We start from the raw sequence: 19,865 nt of genomic DNA, 5'->3' as shown, positions 1-19,865 counted from the left end.
CTGTGCCGCGACGGGATTTAGCCAAAGGCGACCCCGTCGCGGAGTCAGTCATCGCCTGAACCGCTGAACCAAGAGAAATTGGAACCATGAGCACAGAATCCGCACAGGCGCCCAAGACGCTGCCCGAGAAGGTGTGGGACGCCCACATTGTGAAGCGCGGCGAGGACGGTGCGCCCGACCTCATCTACATCGACCTGCACATCATGCACGAGGTCACGAGCCCGCAGGCCTTCGATGGCCTCCGTCAGGCCGGCCGCCCGGTGCGCCGCCCCGACCTCACGATCGCGACTGAGGACCACAACACCCCGACGGTGAACATCCTCGACCGCATCGCCGACGACACGTCGCGCACGCAGATCGACACCCTGCGCCACAACGCCGAGGAGTTCGGCATTCGTCTCCACTCGCTCGGCGACCGCGAGCAGGGCATCGTGCACGTCGTCGGCCCGCAGCTCGGCCTGACGATGCCCGGCGTCACGGTCGTATGCGGCGACTCGCACACCTCGACGCACGGCGCGTTCGGCGCGATGGCGTTCGGTATCGGCACGTCGGAGGTCGAGCACGTGCTCGCCACCCAGACCCTGCCGCTGAAGCCGTTCAAGACCATGGCCATCAACGTCGAGGGCACGCTGCGCCCCGGCGTGACGGCGAAGGACATCATCCTCGCGGTCATCGCGAAGATCGGCACCGGCGGCGGCGCGGGCTACGTGCTCGAATACCGCGGTTCGGCGATCCGGGAGCTCTCGATGGAGGGCCGCATGACGATCTGCAACATGTCGATCGAGGCGGGCGCCCGCGCGGGCCTCGTCGCTCCCGACGACACGACGTTCGACTACCTCAAGGGCCGCCCGCACGCGCCAGCGGGCGCTGACTGGGATGCCGCGGTCGAGTACTGGCGCACCCTGCGCACCGACGAGGGAGCGACGTTCGACGCTGAGGTGTTCATCGACGCGAACGAGCTCGAGCCCTTCGTGACCTGGGGCACGAACCCCGGCCAAGGTTCGCCGCTGTCGGAGGTCGTGCCGAACCCGGCCGACATGGCCGACCCGAACGAGCGCACTGCCGCTGAGCGCGCGCTCGAATACATGGACCTCAAGGCCGGCACGCCGCTCAAGGACGTCAAGGTCGACACGGTGTTCATGGGCTCGTGCACGAACTCGCGCATCGAAGACCTCCGTGCCTTCGCGAGCATCATCGAGGGCCGCCAGAAGGCGGATGACGTTCGCGTCATGGTCGTGCCGGGTTCGGCCCGCGTGCGCCTGCAGGCCGAGGCCGAGGGCATCGACCGCATCGTGAAGGACTTCGGTGCCGAGTGGCGCTTCGCCGGCTGCTCGATGTGCCTCGGCATGAACCCCGACCAGCTCGAACCGGGCGAACGCTGCGCCTCGACCTCGAACCGCAACTTTGAGGGCCGCCAGGGCAAGGGTGGCCGCACCCACCTCGTCTCGCCGCTCGTCGCGGGCGCGACCGCGGTGCGCGGAACGCTCTCAAGCCCATCCGACCTGGAGCCCGTCGTGGCACCGGCACACGCGGGAGAGGCCGCCTAATGGACAAAATTTCAAGGATTGACGGCACCGGAGTTCCGCTGCGCCGTTCGAACGTCGACACCGACCAGATCATCCCGGCGGTGTTCCTCAAGCGCGTCACGAAAACCGGCTTTGACGATGCCCTGTTCGCGAACTGGCGGCAGGACCCGGAGTTCATCCTGAACCAGCCCGCGTACGCGAGCCCGCGCGTGCTCGTCGTCGGCCCCGACTTTGGCACCGGCTCGAGCCGCGAGCACGCCGTGTGGGCGCTCAAGGACTACGGCTTCCAGGCGGTCATCGGCTCGCGCTTCGGCGAAATTTTCCGCGGTAACTCGGGCAAGCAGGGCCTGCTTATCGCCATCATCGAGGAGCCCCAGGTCGAGCAGATCTGGGAGTACCTCGAGGGCGACCCCGGCGCCGCGGTGACGGTAGATCTTGAGGCGCAGCTTGTGCGCGCGGGTGAACTCGAGTTTGGTTTCGAGATCGACCCGTACATGCGCTGGCGCCTCCTCGAGGGGCTCGATGACATCGGGCTGACCCTCCGCGACGAATCGGCAATCGACGAGTTTGAGAAGACTCGCCCGAGCTGGATGCCGCGGACCCTGCCCGCACTGGGCGAAACTGAGCCGGGAATCCCGGCAATTACCGAAGCAACTGGAGGGAATCGCGCGTGAGCACACTGACTGAGGACGCTGCACGTTTCGCAAAGTTCTCGGGACTCGACGCCGACACCATCACTTTCCACGGGGGCCAGCCCCTCAACGGACGTGTCCACGTACGTGGTGCCAAGAATTTTGTAACCAAGGCCATGGTCGCGGCCCTGCTCGCCGATACGCCGAGCGTGCTGCGCAATGTGCCCGACATCTCTGATGTTCGCATCGTTTCGGGCTTGCTCGGCGTGCACGGCGTCGAGATTGACCGCGACGTCGAGGGCGGCGAGATCCGCCTCGACCCGTCGAACGTGAAGCGTGCGCACTCGGCAGAGATCAATGCGCACGCCGGGTCGAGCCGCATCCCGATTCTGTTCTGCGGCCCGCTGCTGCACCAGCTCGGCGAGGCCTTCATTCCCGACCTCGGTGGCTGCCGCATTGGTGACCGCCCGATCGACTTCCACCTCTCGGCACTGCGCTCGTTTGGTGCCACGGTCGACAAGCTGCCCGAGGGCATCCGCCTCACCGCGCCGAACGGCCTCACGGGCGCGAAGATTCACCTCGACTACCCGTCGGTTGGCGCGACCGAGCAGGTGCTGCTCACCGCCGTTCGCGCGCAGGGCCTCACCGAGCTGTCGAACGCCGCCATCGAGCCCGAGATCATGGATCTCATCAACCTGCTCCAGAAGATGGGCGCCGTCATTTCGGTGGACGCCGACCGCGTGATCCGCATCGAAGGTGTGTCGTCGATGCACGGCTACGACCACAAGTCGCTGTTTGATCGCAACGAGGCCGCGAGTTGGGCTGCCGCCGCACTCGCGACCCGCGGTGACATCTTCGTCGAGGGAGCGACCCAGAGCGAGATGCTCACCTTCCTCAACGTCTTCCGCAAGGCGGGCGGGCGCTTCGAGGTGCAGGACGACGGCATTCGTTTCACGCACCCCGGCGACGCGCACGAGTTGCGTCCCGTCGTGATCGAGACGGATGTGCACCCGGGCTTCATGACTGACTGGCAGCAGCCGGTCGTGGTCGCGCTCACGCAGGCCCCCGGCGTCTCGATCGTGCACGAGACCGTGTACGAGCAGCGCTTTGGCTTCACCGAAGCGCTCTCGGCCATGGGTGCGACCATCGAACTGCACCGAGAGTGCCTCGGTGGCCAGAAGTGTCGCTTTGGCCAGCGCAACTTCGTGCACTCGGCCGTCATCTCGGGCCCGTCGCAGCTGCACGGCGCCGACATTCAGGTGCCCGACCTGCGCGGTGGCTTCAGCCATCTCATCGCCGCGCTCATGGCGGAGGGCGAATCGCGCGTCTCGAACGTTGGCATCATCGCGCGTGGCTACGAGAATTTCCTCTCGAAGCTGCGCGGCCTCGGCGCCGACTTCGAGATCGAGAACTAGACGATGGCGCGAGGTGGACGCTACCCGGAACGGCGCAAACCGTCGCTGTTCTGGGTGATGGCGGGCATCGCGGTGCCGCCATGGTCGCTGCTAACGAAGTACGAGATTCGCGGGAGCCTCCCGCCCACCGGGGCGGCGGTGCTCGCGCCGAATCACTACTCCGACATCGACCCCGTCTCGAACGGCGTCGCGGTATGGAAGCTCGGCCGAAAGCCGCGCTACATGGCGAAGGCCTCGTTGTTCAAGGTGCCCGTCCTCGGCTGGTTGCTGCGCAAGTCCGGGCAGATCCCGGTCGAGCGTGCCCGCGCCGCGAACCTCAGCGGCAGCATGTCGGCCGCCCGCGAGCTCGTGAGCCAGCAGGGCATCGTCATCGTGTATCCAGAGGGCACGCTCACCCGCGAGCCCGACTCGTGGCCGATGCGCGGTAAGTCGGGCGCGGTGCGCCTTGCCCTGGAATCGAATGTGCCGCTGATCCCCATGGCTTCGTGGGGTGCGCAGGCACTCATGCCGCGCTTCGAGAAGAAGTTCAAGTTTCGGTGGCGCACGCCGATCATCGTCAACGTTGGCGAGCCAATCGACCTGACCGAGTTTGCCGGCAAGCACACCTCGCGCAGCGCGGTCGAGGAGGCGACGCGTCGCCTCATGGCCGAGATCACGCGTCTGCTCGAAGAGATTCGCGAGGGCGAGGCGCCCGCCGAGGTCTATGACCCCGCGAACCATGGCGAGACCGAGTTCGGGCTGCCGACGAAGGTGCAGGAGGAACGCGCCTCAGCGAAGCTGCGTCGTCGGCGCGGCAAGAACGAGGGGTCGGCGAAATGAGCGAGTGGTACCCGCTCACCCAACCGCTGACGCTGCCCGCGTTCGCGGAAAACGAGCGGCAGCCCGCCGAGCAGGAGCGCGTGGTCGTGGTTGGCGGCGGTAACTGGGGCACGACCTTCGCAAAGGTTGTCGCCGACGGAGGCCGCGATGTCACGCTCGTCGTGCGGCGCCCCGAACTCGCCGCCGAGATCAACGAGGCGCACCGCAACACCCTCTACCTGCCGGGCGTGAACCTGCCCGCGCGCATCCGCGCCACCTGCGACACCCGCTCGGCCGTCGCTGACGGCTCGATTATCTTCCTTTCGGTGCCCGCGCAGTCGGCCCGAGAGAACCTCGAGGAGTTCTCGTCGGCGCTGTCGCCTAACGCGGCGATCGTGAGCCTCATGAAGGGCGTCGAACGCTCGACCGGCAAGCGCATGAGTGAGGTCATCTCCGAGGTGGCGCACCTCCACGGCGACCGAGTCGCGGCCGCGAGTGGCCCGAACATTGCGCTCGAGATTGCCCGCGAGCAGCCGACGGCGATCGTGGTCGCGAGCCAGTCGCGCGAACTCGCCGTGCGCGTCGCGCAGGTCGCACGCAACAGCTACCTCCGCAGCTACGTCAACGAGGACGTCATCGGCACCGAGTTCGGCGGCGTGCTCAAGAACCTCATCGCCATCGCGATCGGCATTTGTGACGGCGTCGGCTTCGGCGAGAACACCAAGGCGTCGATCATGACCCGCGGTCTCGCCGAGATCACCGATTTCGCGGTGGCCCTCGGCGCCTCGCGCGACACCATGATGGGCCTCGCGGGCATGGGCGACCTCATCGCGACGTGCATGTCGCCGCTCTCGCGCAACTTCACCGCCGGTCGCCTGCTCGGCCAGGGCTACAGCTACCAAGACGTCAACTCGCGCATGGAACAGACGGCGGAGGGCCTGCGCTCGGTATCGTCGATTCTCCAGATTGCGAATTCGCGCCGCGTGCCGATGCCAATCGTGCAGCAGATCGCCGATGTGCTGCAGGGCAAAATGCATCCCTCCGACCTCGCGCCGCACCTCGCCACCGAACACGACGAAGAACCGCAGGGAGAAACCGCATGACCGACACCACCGCACCGCTCACGACCGTGATGCTCGTCTTCGGTGGCCGTTCGAGCGAGCACCAGATCTCGTGCGCCACGGCGTCGGGCGTGCTCGGAGCGATCGATCGCGACCGCTACCGCGTGATTCCCGTCGGCATCACACGTCAGGGCGCGTGGGTGCTCGAGGACGACGACGCCGAGAAGTTCCGCCTCGACCCCGAGCACCTGCCCGAGATCGTCGACAACGGCACCCGTATCCTGCTGCCCGACTCGGCCGACACCCGCGAGCTGCGCGTGCTGCGCGACGGCGTCATCGAGTCGCTCGGCGACATCGACCTCGTGTTCCCGGTGCTGCACGGCCCGTTCGGCGAGGACGGCACTCTGCAGGGCGCGCTCGAGCTCGTCGGCCTGCCGTTCGTCGGCTCGTCGGTGCTCGCGAGCGCCGTTGGCATGGACAAGCACTACACGAAGCTCGTGCTCGAGGCCGCGGGCATTCGCACCGCGCCCGGCATCACGGTGCACGCGCAGGAGTGGGCACAGGCCGGCGACATCGTTACCTCGCGCGTCGCCGATGAGCTCGGCTACCCGGCCTTCGTGAAGCCCGCCCGCGCCGGGTCGTCGGTGGGCGTGTCGAAGGTGGATGCGCCTGAGGCACTTGCTGAGGCAATGCGCGTCGCGCTCGCCGAAGACGACCACGTGCTCATCGAGCGCGGCATCTCGGGCCGCGAGGTTGAAATCGCGGTGCTCGCGTCACGCCCGGGGGAGCGCGCCCGGGCCTCGGTTGCTGGTGAGATCGTCATCTCGAACGGCGGCTTCTACGACTTCGCGTCGAAGTACCTCGACGACTCCGCGGCGCAGCTCGTGTGCCCGGCCGAACTGACCGATGCGCAGCTCGCGGCCGCGCAGGACCTCGCGGTGCGCGCCTTCGAGGCGCTCGGCTGTGACGGGCTCGCCCGCGTCGACTTCTTCCTCGACGACGAGGGCTTCCTCATCAACGAGGTGAACACGCTGCCCGGCTTCACACCGATCTCGATGTTCCCGCGCTGCTGGCAGGAGACGGGCGTGAGCTACCCCGAGCTCATCACCGAGCTCATCGAGGTCGCGCTCTCGCGATACGCGAAGTAGTGATTTCGCGCTCGCCCGACGTGTGGGCGGGCCCGGCTACGGGGTGTTGAGCAGGTCGTCGGGGCCGACGCACGCGCCGGTCTGCGGCAGCATGCCGACGGCATCCTGCAGGTCGATGAGGGCGTTCGTGCCCGAGACGCCGGTGCTCGAGTCGATCGCGACCTCGACGGCCGGCGTGCGCCCGTAGCTCGTGTACCGGTAGGTCGGTGCCTCGGAGGCGTCCTCGATCCAGTCGATGCCGTTGAGCGAGATGCACCGGTCGCTCGTCGGCCCCGGCGAGGGCACCCCGCAGCGCAGCAGCACCGACGCGGGATTGCCCCATGCGCCCGTGGCCTGCGCGTTCGTTTCGCGCTTCTCGAGGCCGTCGACGGTGTCGGGCAGACGCACCGTGACGTCGGCGCACTCGGGCGCGGCGGCCGACTCGGCGGGTTGCATAGCGACCGATGGGCCGCTGCAGCCCGACAACAACACGGCGGATGCGGCGATGGTGAGCGCCGCCAGGGGGCGCAGCGAGAAGCGAGACATTGTGCACACAAGCTTATCGGCCCGCGGCCGCGGTGGCAGGGCGCGGTATGGTGGCGCGGTGACCGAACCCATGGCTGCCGCCGAGACCGTTGCCGAGCTCGGCGAGCGCGAGGTGCTCGCGCGCATCCTGCGCCGCCTGCCCGACGTCGAACTGCCGCTCGGACCGGGCGACGATTCGGCGATCCTCCCCGCCCCCGATGGCCAGGTGGTCGTGACGAGCGACACGATGATCGAGGGGCCCGACTTTCGGCTCGAGTGGTCGTCGCCCCAGCAGCTCGGCCACAAAGCCATGGTGTCGAACCTGTCGGACATCGCCGCGATGGGCGCCCGGCCGACCGGGCTCGTCGTGGCCCTCGCGGTGCCGGGTACGACGAGCGCCGCGTTCGTCGAGGGCCTCGCTGAGGGTATGGCGGGGGCGCTGCGCCGGCACGCGCCCGGCTGCGGCATCGCCGGTGGCGACCTCGCGACCGCGCCGCAGGTGCTCATCGCCGTCACCGCCTTCGGCTCGCTGGAGGGTCGGGCGCCGGTGCTCCGTTCGGGCGCGCGACCGGGGGATGCCCTGGCGGTCTCGGGTGCGCTCGGCCAGTCGGCTGCTGGCCTGAAGCTGCTCTTTGCCGGGCTCCGCAAGAGCCGCGACGCCGAGGCCCAGCGGCTCATGAACGCGCAGCTCGCGCCCGAGCCAGATCTCACGGCGGGCCTGCGCGCGGCCCGGGCCGGCGCATCCGCGATGATGGACCTCTCGGACGGTCCGCTGCTCGACGCCGACCGCTTGGCGACGGCCTCGCGCGTGCGCATCGATCTCGAACCTGGCCGCTTCGCGCACCTGAGTGACCGCCTCGCCTCGCACCTCGCGCGGCTGCTCGGCCTCAAACCGCTGGCGAGCGCGGAGCTCGCCCTCGAACTGCAGCTCACGGGCGGCGAGGAGCACACCATGCTCGCGACGTTCCCCGAGGGGGTCGCCCTGTCCGCCGGCTTTACCCGCATCGGCACGGTGCACGAGGGCACGCCGGGCGTGACGGTCGGCGGTCGGCTGGCGGCCGCGAAGGGGTGGGACCCCTACCGCGACGCGAGTTCGAAGTAGCGCACCACCGTCTCGCCGTAGTCCTTCTGTCGCCACAGGACGTACCCCTCGGGCGCCTCGATGGCGTCGCTGCGACTCGACCGCTCGACGACCACGAGGGCGTCGGGGGAGAGGAGGGGGAGCAGCAGCTCGAGCTCGCCGTACACGGTCGCGGTGGCAACGTCGTACGGCGGGTCGATGAACACGAGGTCGAATTCGCCAAGGCCGCGGGCGAGCCAGCGGGCGACGGGCGAGTTCTCGACCGAGGCCGAGGCCCGGGGGAGCTGGCGGGAGACGGCCCGCGCATTCGTGCGCAGCAGCCGCGCCGCCTGCTCGGACTTCTCGACGAGCACGACCGACTCGGCGCCTCGCGAGAGCGCCTCGAGCCCGAGCGCGCCGGTGCCGGCATAGAGGTCGAGTACCCGAGCACCGTCGAGTTCGAAGGCCGAGTCGAGCGTCGAGAACATCGCCTCGCGCACCTTGTCGCTCGTCGGCCGGGTGCCGCGTGGTGGCACCTCGAGGCGCACCGCTGCCGCCTGGCCACCAATAATCCGAGTCACGCACCGATCCTAGGCCCCGGATGGCCAGGTCGATGCGGGATTTGTCGCCGGGTCGTGGAAAGATAGCGCGCATGAGCCAGCACCAGGATTCGGCCGCGCATCTGTTCCAACTTACGAGCAATCTGCGCGACGCCGTGAGCAGCGTCATCGTCGGCAAGTCCGAGCAGGTGCGCCTCGCCGTCACCGTGCTGCTCGCCGGCGGCCACCTGCTGATGGAAGATGTGCCGGGCGTCGGCAAGACCGTGCTCGCGAAGACCATCGCGCGGGCGATGGACTCGAAGGCGAGCCGCATTCAGTTCACGCCCGACATGCTGCCGAGCGACGTGACCGGCGTTGCGGTGTACGACCAGCACACCTCGCAGTTCGAGTTTCAGCCGGGCCCGATCTTCGCGAACATTGTCATCGGCGACGAAATCAACCGCGCCTCGCCGAAGACGCAGTCGGCGCTGCTCGAGTGCATGGAGGAGCGCCAGGTGTCGGTCGACGGCGAGACGCACCGCCTGCCCGATCCCTTCACCGTCGTCGCCACGCAGAACCCCTCCGAGATGGAGGGCACCTACCCGCTGCCCGAGGCGCAGCGCGACCGCTTCATGGCCCGCATCTCGATGGGCTACCCCGACCGCGCGGCCGAACTCTCGATGCTCGAGTCGCGCGATCGCAGCGACCCGCTGACGCAGCTCGCGCCGCAGGTGACCGCCGCGCAGATGCGCGAGATGATCGCCCAGGTGCAGGAGATCTACGTCGCCCAGAGCATCAAGGCGTACGTTGTCGAGCTGNCGCGTGCGACCCGCGAGCACCAGGCGGTGCGCGTCGGCGTGAGCCCGCGTGCTTCGCTGCACCTGTTGCGCGCGGCAAAGGCCGCCGCCGCGGTGGCCGGCCGCGGCTACGTGATTCCCGATGACGTGCGCGGGCTCGTCGGCCCCGTTTTCGGCCACCGGCTCGTGCTCGGTGCCCGCGGCCGTCAGGCGTCGTCCTACGCCGAGGCCGAGCGCGTCCTCGCCGAGATCGTCGACCACATCCCCGCGCCGACCGGAGCGTAGCGACCGGTGTCGGTCCTCGAGAACTCCGGCATCCGCGCAACCCCGCTGCGCCCCACCGCACGGGCGTGGTGGTTGCTCGGTGCCGGCATCGTGCTCGCGGTGCTCGGCGAGCTACTCGACGTGCCGCCGATGCGCTGGTCGGGCATCGCGCTTGCGTTGCTGCCGGTGCTCATGCTGCTCGCGCGGCTCATCGTGCGCCCCCGTCTTGAGGTTGAGCGCACGGTCTACCCGACCACGGTTGCCGCGGGCGANGCCTGCGCGTCGTGGCCGAGGTACAGAACCGCTCGGTCTTCGGGGTCGAGCCGGGCTCGTACCTCGACGTCGTCACGGGGGCCGACCGCGCCCACGTCGGCGGGGTGCTGCCCGCGATCGCGAGCCGACTGCATCCGCGCGAGGGCCGCCGGCGGCGTCGCATCGCCTATGGCCTCGACCGGATGCGCCGCGGCATTCGCCAAGTCGGGCCTCTGCTGCTCGAGAACACCGACGGTCTCGGCCTGACGCGTCGCGTCGAGCGCATCGGCGACGTGCAGGAGATCGAGGTGTGGCCGCACATCCACGACGTCTCGCAGTTGGACGTGCCCGTGCTGCGCAGCGGCGACGAGGTCGAGGTGAGCCTCGGCCGCGGCGGCGAGGCCGACGACGTGATCACTCGCGAGTACCGACGTGGCGACCCGCTGCGCCGAGTGCACTGGAAGGCGAGCGCCCGTGCGGGCGAATTGCGCGTGCGGCAGGAAGAGCACCACTCCGAGGCGGTCGGCATGGTCGTGCTCGGCACGGCGCCGTCGAAAGACGAGTGGTTCGACGACTCCTTCGACCTCGCGGTGTCGGTCGCAGCGTCGGTCGTCGTGCGCCTGCACGAACTTGGCTTTGACACCGAGACGTCGGCGACGCATCCCGCCCCCGACGTTGAGGGCGTCGAACTCGACCGGCTGCAGACCGCGGCGAGCGACGCCCTGCATCCCCTCATGCGCCGCCTCATGCTCATCCAGCCCGCGCCCGCAGGCACCNCGGCCGAGGTCGAGACGCTCGCCGATGTCATCGCCCGGGTCGGCAGTGGGCCGCTCATCTACGTTGGCAAGGTGAACGACACGGCTGCGGTGCCGCTGTGTGAGGTCGGCGACCCGGCCATCGCGATTCTCGTGAACGGCCCAGGCGAACGCCCCGACGGGGTCGCCGAGTTCTTACGCGCCGGCTGGCGCGTCGCGCTCATGCAGGCGGGCGCACGCGACCCGTGGCAGAGCGTTCGAGTGCTGGGAGACGCCGCATGAGCGTGCAATCGACCCTGAACCCCCGCCGCAACTCGGCGATGCGCGAACGCGCGGCTGAGGCGACGCAGCGCGGTTCGTGGTTTGTTACGACCGGGCTCGTGCTGCTCATGCTCGCGGCGTTGACGCTCGTCGCGCCGATCGTGAACGGCTTCGGCTGGTTCCTGCCGGTGTCGATCGCCGTGGTCGTCTCGCTCGTGGCAGTGCAGGCGGCTCGACAATTCACAGGGCAGATGTGGGTGAGCGCGGTCGTCGCGTTCTCGCTCGTGCTGCTCACCATCGTCGTGCTCTCGGCACCGGGCGACCCGGTGAGCATCCTCTCGGCTCCGTTCCAGCGCTTCCGCGAGTTCTCTGAGCAGGTCGCGAGCGACACCCCGCCGATCCGCGAGAGCCAGCCGGTCACGCTGATGATTGGCACCGTCGCCGTCGCGCTCTCAGCGCTCGCCGACATCATCGCACAGTCGCTGCGGGCTCCGGCGTTCGCGCCGATCACGCTGCTGCCGCTCATCATCGTGCCCGTCACGGTCGGCGTCGAGCCGGCGGCCTGGTACTTCTGGGCGCTCACGCTGCTCGCGCTCGTGCTGTTCTTCTACGTGGGCCACCGCTGGTTGCAGCAGGGCGACGACGAGGCCCGCGCCGCGGTCGGGTTTACCGCAGATGGTCGGGGCGGCGGCGGCATTGTCAGCGCGCTCATCGGTGGGGTCGCGGCCATCGCGGTTGCCGCACTCATCGCCGTGCTGCTGCCGCCGACGAGCGGCGCCTGGTGGGGCATCTTCAACGGCAACGCCTCGCTCGCGACGAACCGCGTCAACCCGATCATCGACCTCGGTGACGACCTGCGCCGAGACGACCCCGTCGACATTCTCCGCTACGCCACCTCGCAGTCGGAGGGGCAGCTGCCGTACCTCTCGCTGACGACGCTGACGCAGCTCAGCAGCGACACCGAATGGGTGCCCGGCGAGTTCGACCAGACGAGTGAGGTGACCAACGGCGAACAGCCCGCCGGCGACGCCCTCGCCTCCGGCGCGAACGTGCTGCAGGTGAACTCGAACATCGTGCTCGAGCAGGGCGTGAGCGCCTACCTGCCGCACATCGGCACCCTCAACGAGATCAGCGATCTCGAAGGCGATTACCTGCGCGACGAAGAAACGGGCGACCTGCGCGAGGCCGACGACGAACCACTCGCGCAGAGCTACCAGGGCAACAGCACCGTGCCGCGGCCGACCGAGGAGCAGATCTCGACGGCGCCCCTCAACGTGTCGTCGCAGCTCGAGTCGTACACCCAGCTGCCCGACGACAGCGCGGCGCTCGACGAGATCCGCGCGCAGCTCGAGCAGGTCGTCGACGCGAACGCGACGCCGTACGAGCAGGCACTGCAGCTGCAGGCCTGGTTCACGGGCGGTGCCTTCGACTACTCCGAGCAGGCGCCCGTCGAGAACGACTACGACGGCACGAGCCTCGACGTCATCACCGAGTTTTTGCAGGTGCGTAGCGGCTACTGCGTGCACTTCTCGAGTGCCATGGCGGTCATGGGCCGCCTCCTCGGCATCCCCACGCGCATCCAGGTCGGCTTCACGCCTGGCACCGAAGAGAGCGTCAACGCGATCGGCCAGTCGGTGTACGTCGTCACGACCGACGACCTCCACGCCTGGGCCGAGTTCTGGCTGCCGGGCTACGGATGGGTGCCGTTCGAGACGACGCCGTCCGACGGCCTCAACCAGCCGACGCTCGACGAGCAGGCGCCCGAGCAGACGGCGGCCCCGACCGAAGTGCCGACGCCAACGACCGAGGCGCCCACGCCCACCCCGACCCCGACCGACGCCGAGGCGACGCCCGACGCGACCGACGACAACGGTGGCGGCAGCAGCGCCGACAACGAGCGCGACACGGGCGGGCTCGACCTCGAGGCGGTGTTCCGCTGGGTCGGTATCGCACTCGCGGTGCTTGCGCCGCTCGCGCTCATCGCGCTCCTGCTCCTGCTGCCGAAGCTGCTGCGGCAGCAGCGCACCGCCACACGACGCCGCCAGGTGCGCGCTGAGGGTTCGACTCCGATCGCGGTGAGCGAGGCCGCGTGGCAAGAAGTGCTCGACACGGCACGCGACTACGGTGTCGAGATTTCTCGCTCCGCCACCACGGGCGCGCAGCGCTCGCGGCTCGCGCGCGAACTGCGCGGCCACGACGCGGCGCTCGCGGCGGCAGGCCGCCTCACCGACGCGCACAATGCCGCGCACTTCGCCGACCCCGAGCGCCCCGACTTCCGGGTTGCGGCGTGGGACGACGTCGCGACGATCCGCGCCGCGCTGCACGAGCGCGCCGGCAAGGATGCGCGCCGCGCGGCCCGCACCCTGCCCCTCTCAGCGCTGCCGACCAGGATGCGCGGCTGGCTGCTGCGCCGTCGCCGGGCGAGGGCAGCGCGGCAGCGCCGAAAGGAGTCGTAGTGACCGCGACCCCACCGTCACCGCTCATGGCGCCGCTGACGTCGATCGTCGAGGCGAAGGAAGCGAAGGCGCTGAAGAAGGCCTTCGAGATGGAGACGGNCGGCGACTTCGTCGGCCACCTGCCGCGGCGCCACGCCCGCCGGGGCGAACTCACGCGCATCGCCAACCTTGAGCGCGACGAGTACGTCACGCTCGTCGCGCAGGTGACGAAGGTGAACCTGCGGCGCATGCAGAACCGCAACGGCAGCATTCTCACCGTCACGATCACCGACGGCCACGGCAGCATCGACATGCTCTGGTTCAACCAGCACTACCGCGAGGGGCAACTGCACGTCGGTACGACCGGGCTCTTCTCGGGCAAGGTGACGTTCTACAACGGCACGCCACAGCTCTCGCACCCCGAGTATCAGCTGTTCGGCGACGCCCAGGACGCGGCGAGTGCGGCCGACGACTGGTCGAGTCGGCCCATCCCGATTTATCCCGCGACCGCGAGTTACCAGAGCTGGCGATTCGCCCGGCTCATGCAATCGACGCTGCCGAAGTTGCCCGAGTTGCCCGACCCGGTGCCCGGGGTGATTCGCGCCGAGCGTGGCGAGCTGAGCTTCGATGAGGCGATCCGTGCCTTTCACCTCGCGAAGATCGACACCGATCTCGATGCGGCGCGCGAGGCCCTGAAGTTCACCGAGGCGTTCGAACTTCAGGCCGCGCTCGCGCAGAAGCGGGCGCGCGCGACGCTGGTTGGGGCGCTCGCGCGACCCCTGCATCCCGGTGGCCTACGGGAGCGCTTCGACGCGACCCTGCCGTTCGAGCTTACGCCCGACCAAGCGGCGGTGGGCAAGCAGTTCGAGGCCGAGCTCGCGACGACGACGCCGATGTACCGGCTGCTGCAGGGCGAGGTCGGCTCGGGCAAGACGCTCGTCGCGGTGCGTGCGATGCTGCAGGTCGCCGAAACCGGCGGCCAATCGGTGCTCCTGGCACCCACCGAGGTGCTCGCGACGCAGCACCTGCGCTCGATCACACGCTCGCTCGGTACCGAGTTGGCTGGCGAACTCATGCCGACGCTGCTCACCGGCTCGCTGAGCAAGGGCGAGCGGCAGCGGGCGCTACTGCGGATGGTCACGGGCGACGCGAAGATCGTCGTCGGCACGCACGCCCTGCTCACCGAGGGCGTCGAGTTCGACGACCTCGGGCTGCTCGTCATTGATGAACAGCACCGCTTCGGCGTTGAGCAGCGCGAGCGCCTGCGGCGCCGGGGCCCGCACCCGCCCCACCAGCTCGTGCTCACGGCGACGCCGATTCCACGCACCGTCGCCATGACCGTGTTCGGCGACCTCGAGGTGTCGACGCTGCGCACGTTGCCGTCGGGCCGCGCCGGCATCGAATCGTTCATGGTCGGCCTGTCGGAGCATCCGCAGTGGATCGCGCGCGTCTGGCAGCGCACCGCCGAGGAGCTTGAGCGGGGGCGGCAGGCATTCATCGTCTGCGCCGCGATCGAGCCGGGCGAAGAAGAGGGCGCGCAGCCCGCCGAGGACGACGACGCGCGACCGATCGCGAACGTGCTCGAGGTGACGACGCAGCTGCGGCAACTGCCACAGTTCGCCGGGCGGCGCATCGAGTCGCTGCACGGGCGGATGCACGCCGACGAAAAAGACCGCGTCATGGTGCAGTTCGCGGCCGGTGAGATCGACATCGTCGTGTCGACGACCGTGATCGAGGTTGGCGTCGACGTGCCGAACGCCTCGGTGATGGTCGTGCTCGACGCCGACCGCTTCGGTATGTCGCAGCTGCACCAGCTGCGAGGCCGCGTCGGACGAGGGCAGTGGCCGGGTGTTTGTCTGCTCGTCACCTCGGCGCCGCCCGCCTCGCTCGCGCACACGCGCGTGGCGGCCGTCGCGGCGACGCTCGACGGCTTCGAACTGGCCGAGCAAGACCTCGAGCTGCGGCGCGAGGGCGACGTACTTGGCGCCGCGCAATCGGGCAGCCGCTCGTCGCTCAAGGTGCTGCGGGTGACGCAGGACATCGACATCATCGATGCGGCGCGCGAGGTGGCCACCCAACTGCTCGAGAGCGACCCGAACCTCACCGATTTCCCCGAGCTACGAGCCGCGATCGAGCGGCTCGGTGGGTCGACCGTCGCGCATCTGGAGATGGGCTAAGCGTTCGCCACGGCGTTCATGTTGAAATAGTGGGGTGACTGAACAGCGCCCCGACACCCGCCACCGCCCGATCGCTATCGCCAGACAGGCGAGCGCCAACGACGCCGCACGTCGTGTGCTCGTTGTGCTCGCTGCCCTCGTGCTCGCGGTTGCGGCTGCCGTGTGGGGCGCCGCGACGGCGGCCTCGGCCCATGATGAGCTCGTGAGCTCGACCCCGGCCGACGGTGACTCGCTCGAAAGCGCGCCCACCGAGGCCGTGCTCGAGTTCTCGGGCAATGTGCAGGAGGTCGGCACCGAGTTCGCGCTGCAGGACGCCTCAGGTGCCACGGTCGAACTGCCGGAGGCCTACACGATCTCGGGCACCTCGATCAGCCAGCCCCTGCCTGAGCTTGAGCACGGCGAGTACTCGCTCAACTGGCGCGTCGTCTCTGAGGACGGACACCCCATCTCGGGCACCATCGGCTTCGGTGTTGGCTCCACCCTCGGCGGCGGCGCCTCGACCGCCGACGCGGGCCAGTTCCAGAACCAGCCGGTCGACCCGAACGACGTCGACGTCAGCGCGAGCAGCGACTCGGGCACGAACCCCTGGCTCGTCGGCATCATGAGCTTCGTCGGCGTGCTCGTCATCGGTGGCGCCGCGGTGATCATCGTCATGCGGATGCGCCGCGGCAACACCCCGGGCGGCCAGACGCCCGCCGCGGGCGAGGCTTCGTCTGACGCGCACAAATCGCCCGACACCGACGCGTAATCTGTCGTACGCATCCCCGAGAAGCCAACAGTCAGCGTAACCGCAAGGTCTAGGATCCACTTATGTCCAAAATCGCCGTATTGCCGGGCTCGTTTGACCCCGTCACCCTCGGACACCTCGACGTCATCATCCGTACCGCCAACGTGTTCGAAGAAGTGCACGTGGTGGTTGTGCACAACCCCGACAAGCAGGCGATGATCCCCATCTCTCGCCGAGTCGACCTCATCGAGTCGGCGCTCGTCGACGCGGGCGCGCCCACGAACATCGTCGTGCGCTCGTGGAGCATGGGACTGCTCGTTGACTATTGCACCGATGTCGGGGCGAACGTCATCGTCAAGGGTGTGCGAGGTGCGAACGACGTCACCTACGAGCTCCCGATGGCCATTGTGAACCGTCACCTCGGCAAGCTCGAGACGATGTTCATGTCGCCGAGCCCCAAGCACGCGCACGTGTCGAGCTCGCTCGTGCGCCAGGTCGCCTCGCTCGGCGGCGACGTCACGCCCTATGTGCCCGCGGTTGTGCGCGAATTTCTCCAAGGGCATATGGACACCTCGATCACGAACTAGCGCGCGGCCGTAGACTTACGGGTATGGCAGCATCCCCGTACGAAGTCAATGTCGCGACGATCATGCACAAGCCCGGCAGCATGCGCGAGCTTGAGCTTGACGTCACGGTGCCCGAACGCATCGGCGAGGGCATGATCTATTTCGACAAGGGCGCTGAGCTCGAGGTCGACCTTCGGCTCGAAACGCTGGCCGACGGCATCCTGGCGACCGCGGACGTTCGCGGCACACTCACCGGCAATTGCAGCCGGTGCCTCAAGCCGCTCGAAGAAGCCTGGTCGGGCCACGTCGCCGAGATGTTTGGCTACCAGGCAGACGAGGCGCTCGAGTACGCGCTCGACGGTGACGTCGTCAACCTCGAGGGGCCGATTCGTGACGCGGTCGTGCTCGAGTTGCCGTTCCAGCCACTGTGCGAGCCGGATTGCCTCGGGCTCGACCCGCAGACCGGCGAGAAGCTCACCGAATCCCTGCCCGAGGTCGAAGACGCGGTCGACCCGCGCTGGGCCCAGCTCGAGCAGCTGCTGCAGTCAGGCGACACCGACGCGACCGACGAAGCCGCCCCGAACGGCGCATCCGAGCCGAACAAGTAGCCCGTTCAACGTCGCGGGGGTCGCGTGAGCGACAGTTCTCGCGTAAAGTATCCAGTTGGGTTTAGATGCCGCATCGGATGCAGGCACTCAGCGCCGGCAAGATTGCCGCAGCGCACTCCCAACACCGCTTCACCCCGCAGTGCGTTGTGATTCGCTGCAGGTGGTGTGTAGACATCGCAACTTAGAAGGAAAGCACGCATGGCACTCCCCAAGCGCAAGATGAGCCGCAGCAACACCCGTTCGCGCCGCTCGCAGTGGAAGGCTACGGCCCCCGCACTCGTCAAGACCGTTGAAAACGGCAAGGTCACCTACAGCCTCCCGCACCGCGCGAAGCTCGTTGAGGACGCCGCGGGCACCCCGCTGCACTACGAGTACAAGGGCCGCAAGGTCGCTGACGCCTAAGCCTGAACGTCTCAGGCAGGCAATTGGCTCGCAAACGTAAGAAGCNCGACCCCGAGGTCGCCGACCCAGCTCCGCTGGCAGAGGCCCTCGGGGTCGACTTCGTTCCCGAACTGCTTGATCTTGCCCTGACGCATTCGTCGTGGGGGTATGAGCACGATGGCGCGCCCGATAACGAGCGCCTCGAGTTCCTCGGCGACTCGGTGCTCGGTATGGCGGTCGCGCAATTGCTCTACCGCGAGCATCCCGACCTCAGCGAGGGCGAGCTCTCGCCGCGCCATCACGCGCTGGTGTCGACGGTGACACTCGCCGAGATCGGCCGGCGCGAGGGCATCGGTGAGTACCTGCGGCTCGGGCGGTCGGAGCAGCTGACGGGTGGGTGGGACAAAGACTCGATTCTTGCCGACGCCGTCGAGGCGCTCATCGGCGCCGCGTATCTCTCGCGCGGCTACCTCGAGGCCGAAGCGTTCGTCGTGCGTCTGCTCGACCCGTACCTCGATCAGGTCGACCGGCTCGGCGCCGCCATGGATCCGAAGACGGCGCTGCAAGAGGTCGTCACCGCGAACAAGGCCGAGAACCCCGCGTACGCCGTCGAGGGCACCGGCCCCGACCACGACCGCAGCTACGAAGCGACCGTCACGGTGCACCGCGGTCGGCAGCAGCTTGTCTCGGCCACCGGCGTGGGGCCAAGTAAAAAGCAGGCCGAAATGGCCGCGGCACTCGAGGCATGGTACGAGCTGAGCGGCACCGAGCGGCCGCAGGCCTAGTCGGTCGGCCATGCCCGAGCTCCCTGAAGTCGAGGTCGTGCGTCGCGGGCTGCAGCCCGCGGTGTTCGGCGCTACGGTGCGCGCGGTGGAGGTGCGTGACGGGCGCGCGCTGAAGCGGCACGCCGGTGATGCGCTCGATTTTGTCGACCGTATTGAGGGCGCTGTGCTCGGCGAGCCGCAGCGGCGCGGCAAGTTTCTCTGGATTCCGTTCGATGCCGACTTCGCGCTTATGGCGCACCTGGGTATGAGCGGCCAGTTGCTTGTGCGGCCCGTCGGCTCGCTCGACGAGCGCCAGCTGCGCGTGCGGATGCGCATCGAGCGTGGCGGTGGAGCGCTCGAACTACGCTTCAGTGACCAACGGTTGTTCGGTTCGCTCGCGGTCGACCGGCTATTGCCCTCCGATGACGGTGAGCTGCTGCCCTCGCAGGTCGGTCACATTGCGCGCGATCCGCTCGACCCCGCGTTCGATGTCGATGCGGTCGTCCAGCGACTACGCGCATCCGGTCGAAACATCAAGGCGCTCATTCTCGATCAGCAACTCGTGTCGGGTGTCGGCAACATCTACGCCGATGAGGCGCTCTGGCGCGCGCGGCTCTACTGGGGCCGGCCCGGCCGTTCGATTTCGGTGGCGAAGCTGCGCGAGTTGCTCGGCCACGTCGAGCTGGTGTTTCAGGATGCGCTGGCCGAGGGTGGCACGTCGTTCGACGCGCTGTACGTGAATGTCAACGGTGAATCGGGGTACTTCTCTCGGTCACTGCACGTGTACGGCCGGCAGGGCGAACCGTGCGACCGCTGCGGCACTGCGATCGTGCGCGAGAAGTTCATGAACCGCTCGAGCTACTTCTGCCCGCGCTGCCAACGAGGGCGCTAGTTTGAGCGGCTGCGGCTGACGAAGGACTTTGACTCGCCGGCAGACCTCACGCCTGGTCTCCGAAGGATGATGGGCGGTGAGGACTGGGTCGTGTCGTTGCCCGCGCGGCAGCGGGCGAAGGCGCTCTCGACGAAGTCTGCACTTCCCGCTATCACGCCACCGAGATGACCAGACAATGGGCGAGTGCCTTCGACTCCGGCCTGCACGGATTCAAGGGTCAGGTACCACCTGCCCCTGTGCGGGCCCCAAACGCCTAGCAACACTTCACGGCGCGAACGGAGGCGGGTCTGCTGCACGGATAGG

The 19,865-nt window shown here is 68.6% G+C and carries 19 protein-coding genes; 17 read left to right on the top strand and 2 right to left on the bottom strand.

From position 1 onward, the window contains the following. The first annotated feature begins 86 nt into the window (after positions 1-86). Genes leuC through ID132_RS08035 form a run of 6 tightly spaced genes read left to right on the top strand, consistent with a single transcriptional unit; the run spans position 87 to position 6,580 of the window. Entirely contained in the window at positions 87-1,547 is a 1,461-nt protein-coding gene (leuC, locus tag ID132_RS08060) for a 3-isopropylmalate dehydratase large subunit (RefSeq protein ID WP_193128311.1), read from the top strand. After that, positions 1,547-2,200 carry a 3-isopropylmalate dehydratase small subunit gene (gene leuD, locus ID132_RS08055; protein WP_193128310.1) on the top strand — a complete coding sequence of 218 codons (654 nt, stop codon included), beginning with the start codon at positions 1,547-1,549 and terminating at the stop codon, positions 2,198-2,200. Before leuC ends, leuD begins: the two co-directional genes overlap by 1 nt. Continuing rightward, a complete protein-coding gene (gene murA / locus ID132_RS08050; RefSeq protein WP_193128309.1) occupies positions 2,197-3,573 on the top strand; it encodes a UDP-N-acetylglucosamine 1-carboxyvinyltransferase in 1,377 nt (458 codons plus the stop codon). Before leuD ends, murA begins: the two co-directional genes overlap by 4 nt. A 3-nt stretch (positions 3,574-3,576) precedes the next feature. Beyond that, positions 3,577-4,392: a lysophospholipid acyltransferase family protein gene (locus ID132_RS08045; protein ID WP_125107849.1), complete on the top strand. Its 816-nt coding sequence runs from the start codon at positions 3,577-3,579 to the stop codon at positions 4,390-4,392. Continuing rightward, on the top strand, positions 4,389-5,474 hold the full coding sequence (locus ID132_RS08040; RefSeq protein ID WP_125107850.1) for an NAD(P)H-dependent glycerol-3-phosphate dehydrogenase: 1,086 nt from the start codon (positions 4,389-4,391) through the stop codon (positions 5,472-5,474). The genes ID132_RS08045 and ID132_RS08040 overlap by 4 nt, the downstream gene beginning before the upstream one ends. Beyond that, entirely contained in the window at positions 5,471-6,580 is a 1,110-nt protein-coding gene (locus ID132_RS08035; RefSeq protein ID WP_125107851.1) for a D-alanine--D-alanine ligase family protein, read from the top strand. The genes ID132_RS08040 and ID132_RS08035 overlap by 4 nt, the downstream gene beginning before the upstream one ends. Before the next feature lie 36 nt (positions 6,581-6,616). Here the strand turns inward: ID132_RS08035 and ID132_RS08030 are convergent, their stop codons facing one another. After that, a complete protein-coding gene (locus ID132_RS08030; protein WP_125107852.1) occupies positions 6,617-7,105 on the bottom strand; it encodes a DUF3515 domain-containing protein in 489 nt (162 codons plus the stop codon). 58 nt (positions 7,106-7,163) lie between these two features. Here ID132_RS08030 and thiL point away from each other — a divergent pair, with 58 nt between their 5' ends. Continuing rightward, positions 7,164-8,186: a thiamine-phosphate kinase gene (thiL, locus tag ID132_RS08025; protein WP_125107853.1), complete on the top strand. Its 1,023-nt coding sequence runs from the start codon at positions 7,164-7,166 to the stop codon at positions 8,184-8,186. On the opposite strand, the gene rsmD is transcribed toward thiL, so the two are convergent. Then, positions 8,162-8,725 (bottom strand): 16S rRNA (guanine(966)-N(2))-methyltransferase RsmD, encoded by a 564-nt coding sequence (rsmD, locus tag ID132_RS08020; RefSeq protein WP_125107854.1) that lies wholly within the window; start codon positions 8,723-8,725, stop codon positions 8,162-8,164. The genes thiL and rsmD overlap by 25 nt on opposite strands. Positions 8,726-8,745: 20 nt before the next feature. Here rsmD and ID132_RS08015 point away from each other — a divergent pair, with 20 nt between their 5' ends. The 10 genes from ID132_RS08015 to mutM all read left to right on the top strand — a co-directional run bounded on the left by ID132_RS08015 (position 8,746) and on the right by mutM (position 19,562). Then, positions 8,746-9,765 carry an AAA family ATPase gene (locus ID132_RS08015; protein WP_459562458.1) on the top strand — a complete coding sequence of 340 codons (1,020 nt, stop codon included), beginning with the start codon at positions 8,746-8,748 and terminating at the stop codon, positions 9,763-9,765. Between the two features lie 434 nt (positions 9,766-10,199). Next, entirely contained in the window at positions 10,200-11,033 is an 834-nt protein-coding gene (locus ID132_RS08010; protein WP_235988410.1) for a DUF58 domain-containing protein, read from the top strand. After that, positions 11,030-13,468: a transglutaminase TgpA family protein gene (locus tag ID132_RS08005; protein ID WP_193128306.1), complete on the top strand. Its 2,439-nt coding sequence runs from the start codon at positions 11,030-11,032 to the stop codon at positions 13,466-13,468. The genes ID132_RS08010 and ID132_RS08005 overlap by 4 nt, the downstream gene beginning before the upstream one ends. Before the next feature lie 26 nt (positions 13,469-13,494). Further along, entirely contained in the window at positions 13,495-15,624 is a 2,130-nt protein-coding gene (locus tag ID132_RS08000) for an ATP-dependent DNA helicase RecG (protein WP_193128344.1), read from the top strand. A gap of 34 nt (positions 15,625-15,658) precedes the next feature. Beyond that, complete coding sequence (locus tag ID132_RS07995; RefSeq protein ID WP_125107858.1) at positions 15,659-16,372, top strand: copper resistance CopC family protein; 714 nt, start codon at positions 15,659-15,661, stop codon at positions 16,370-16,372. A gap of 62 nt (positions 16,373-16,434) precedes the next feature. After that, on the top strand, positions 16,435-16,938 hold the full coding sequence (gene coaD / locus ID132_RS07990; RefSeq protein WP_125107859.1) for a pantetheine-phosphate adenylyltransferase: 504 nt from the start codon (positions 16,435-16,437) through the stop codon (positions 16,936-16,938). Positions 16,939-16,961: 23 nt separating this feature from the next. Further along, the gene (locus ID132_RS07985) at positions 16,962-17,525 is read left to right on the top strand and encodes a YceD family protein (protein ID WP_193128305.1); all 564 of its coding nucleotides are present in this window, start codon (positions 16,962-16,964) and stop codon (positions 17,523-17,525) included. A 198-nt stretch (positions 17,526-17,723) separates the two neighbouring features. Beyond that, the gene (gene rpmF, locus ID132_RS07980; RefSeq protein WP_125107861.1) at positions 17,724-17,927 is read left to right on the top strand and encodes a 50S ribosomal protein L32; all 204 of its coding nucleotides are present in this window, start codon (positions 17,724-17,726) and stop codon (positions 17,925-17,927) included. A 23-nt stretch (positions 17,928-17,950) separates the two neighbouring features. Further along, positions 17,951-18,691 carry a ribonuclease III gene (gene rnc / locus ID132_RS07975; protein ID WP_193128304.1) on the top strand — a complete coding sequence of 247 codons (741 nt, stop codon included), beginning with the start codon at positions 17,951-17,953 and terminating at the stop codon, positions 18,689-18,691. Positions 18,692-18,701: 10 nt separating this feature from the next. After that, a complete protein-coding gene (mutM, locus tag ID132_RS07970; RefSeq protein ID WP_193128303.1) occupies positions 18,702-19,562 on the top strand; it encodes a bifunctional DNA-formamidopyrimidine glycosylase/DNA-(apurinic or apyrimidinic site) lyase in 861 nt (286 codons plus the stop codon). Positions 19,563-19,865 lie beyond the last annotated feature (303 nt).

It is taken from the genome of Gulosibacter sediminis (assembly GCF_014904065.1).
In the GTDB taxonomy this organism is placed as follows: domain Bacteria; phylum Actinomycetota; class Actinomycetes; order Actinomycetales; family Microbacteriaceae; genus Gulosibacter; species Gulosibacter sediminis.
Note: the sequence above shows the minus strand (reverse complement) of the source record. Positions and strands in the feature narration are given on the sequence as shown.

Bases quoted from the DNA above. Each gene is read 5' to 3' on its own strand.
- leuD (WP_193128310.1), top strand. From the start codon at position 1,547: ATGGACAAAATTTCAAGGATTGACGGCACCGGAGTTCCGCTGCGCCGT.
- ID132_RS07985 (WP_193128305.1), top strand. From the start codon at position 16,962: ATGGCAGCATCCCCGTACGAAGTCAATGTCGCGACGATCATGCACAAG.
- ID132_RS08005 (WP_193128306.1), top strand. From the start codon at position 11,030: ATGAGCGTGCAATCGACCCTGAACCCCCGCCGCAACTCGGCGATGCGC.
- leuC (WP_193128311.1), top strand. From the start codon at position 87: ATGAGCACAGAATCCGCACAGGCGCCCAAGACGCTGCCCGAGAAGGTG.
- mutM (WP_193128303.1), top strand. From the start codon at position 18,702: ATGCCCGAGCTCCCTGAAGTCGAGGTCGTGCGTCGCGGGCTGCAGCCC.
- ID132_RS08035 (WP_125107851.1), top strand. From the start codon at position 5,471: ATGACCGACACCACCGCACCGCTCACGACCGTGATGCTCGTCTTCGGT.
- ID132_RS08045 (WP_125107849.1), top strand. From the start codon at position 3,577: ATGGCGCGAGGTGGACGCTACCCGGAACGGCGCAAACCGTCGCTGTTC.
- rpmF (WP_125107861.1), top strand. From the start codon at position 17,724: ATGGCACTCCCCAAGCGCAAGATGAGCCGCAGCAACACCCGTTCGCGC.
- ID132_RS08030 (WP_125107852.1), bottom strand. From the start codon at position 7,105: ATGTCTCGCTTCTCGCTGCGCCCCCTGGCGGCGCTCACCATCGCCGCA.
- coaD (WP_125107859.1), top strand. From the start codon at position 16,435: ATGTCCAAAATCGCCGTATTGCCGGGCTCGTTTGACCCCGTCACCCTC.
- ID132_RS08040 (WP_125107850.1), top strand. From the start codon at position 4,389: ATGAGCGAGTGGTACCCGCTCACCCAACCGCTGACGCTGCCCGCGTTC.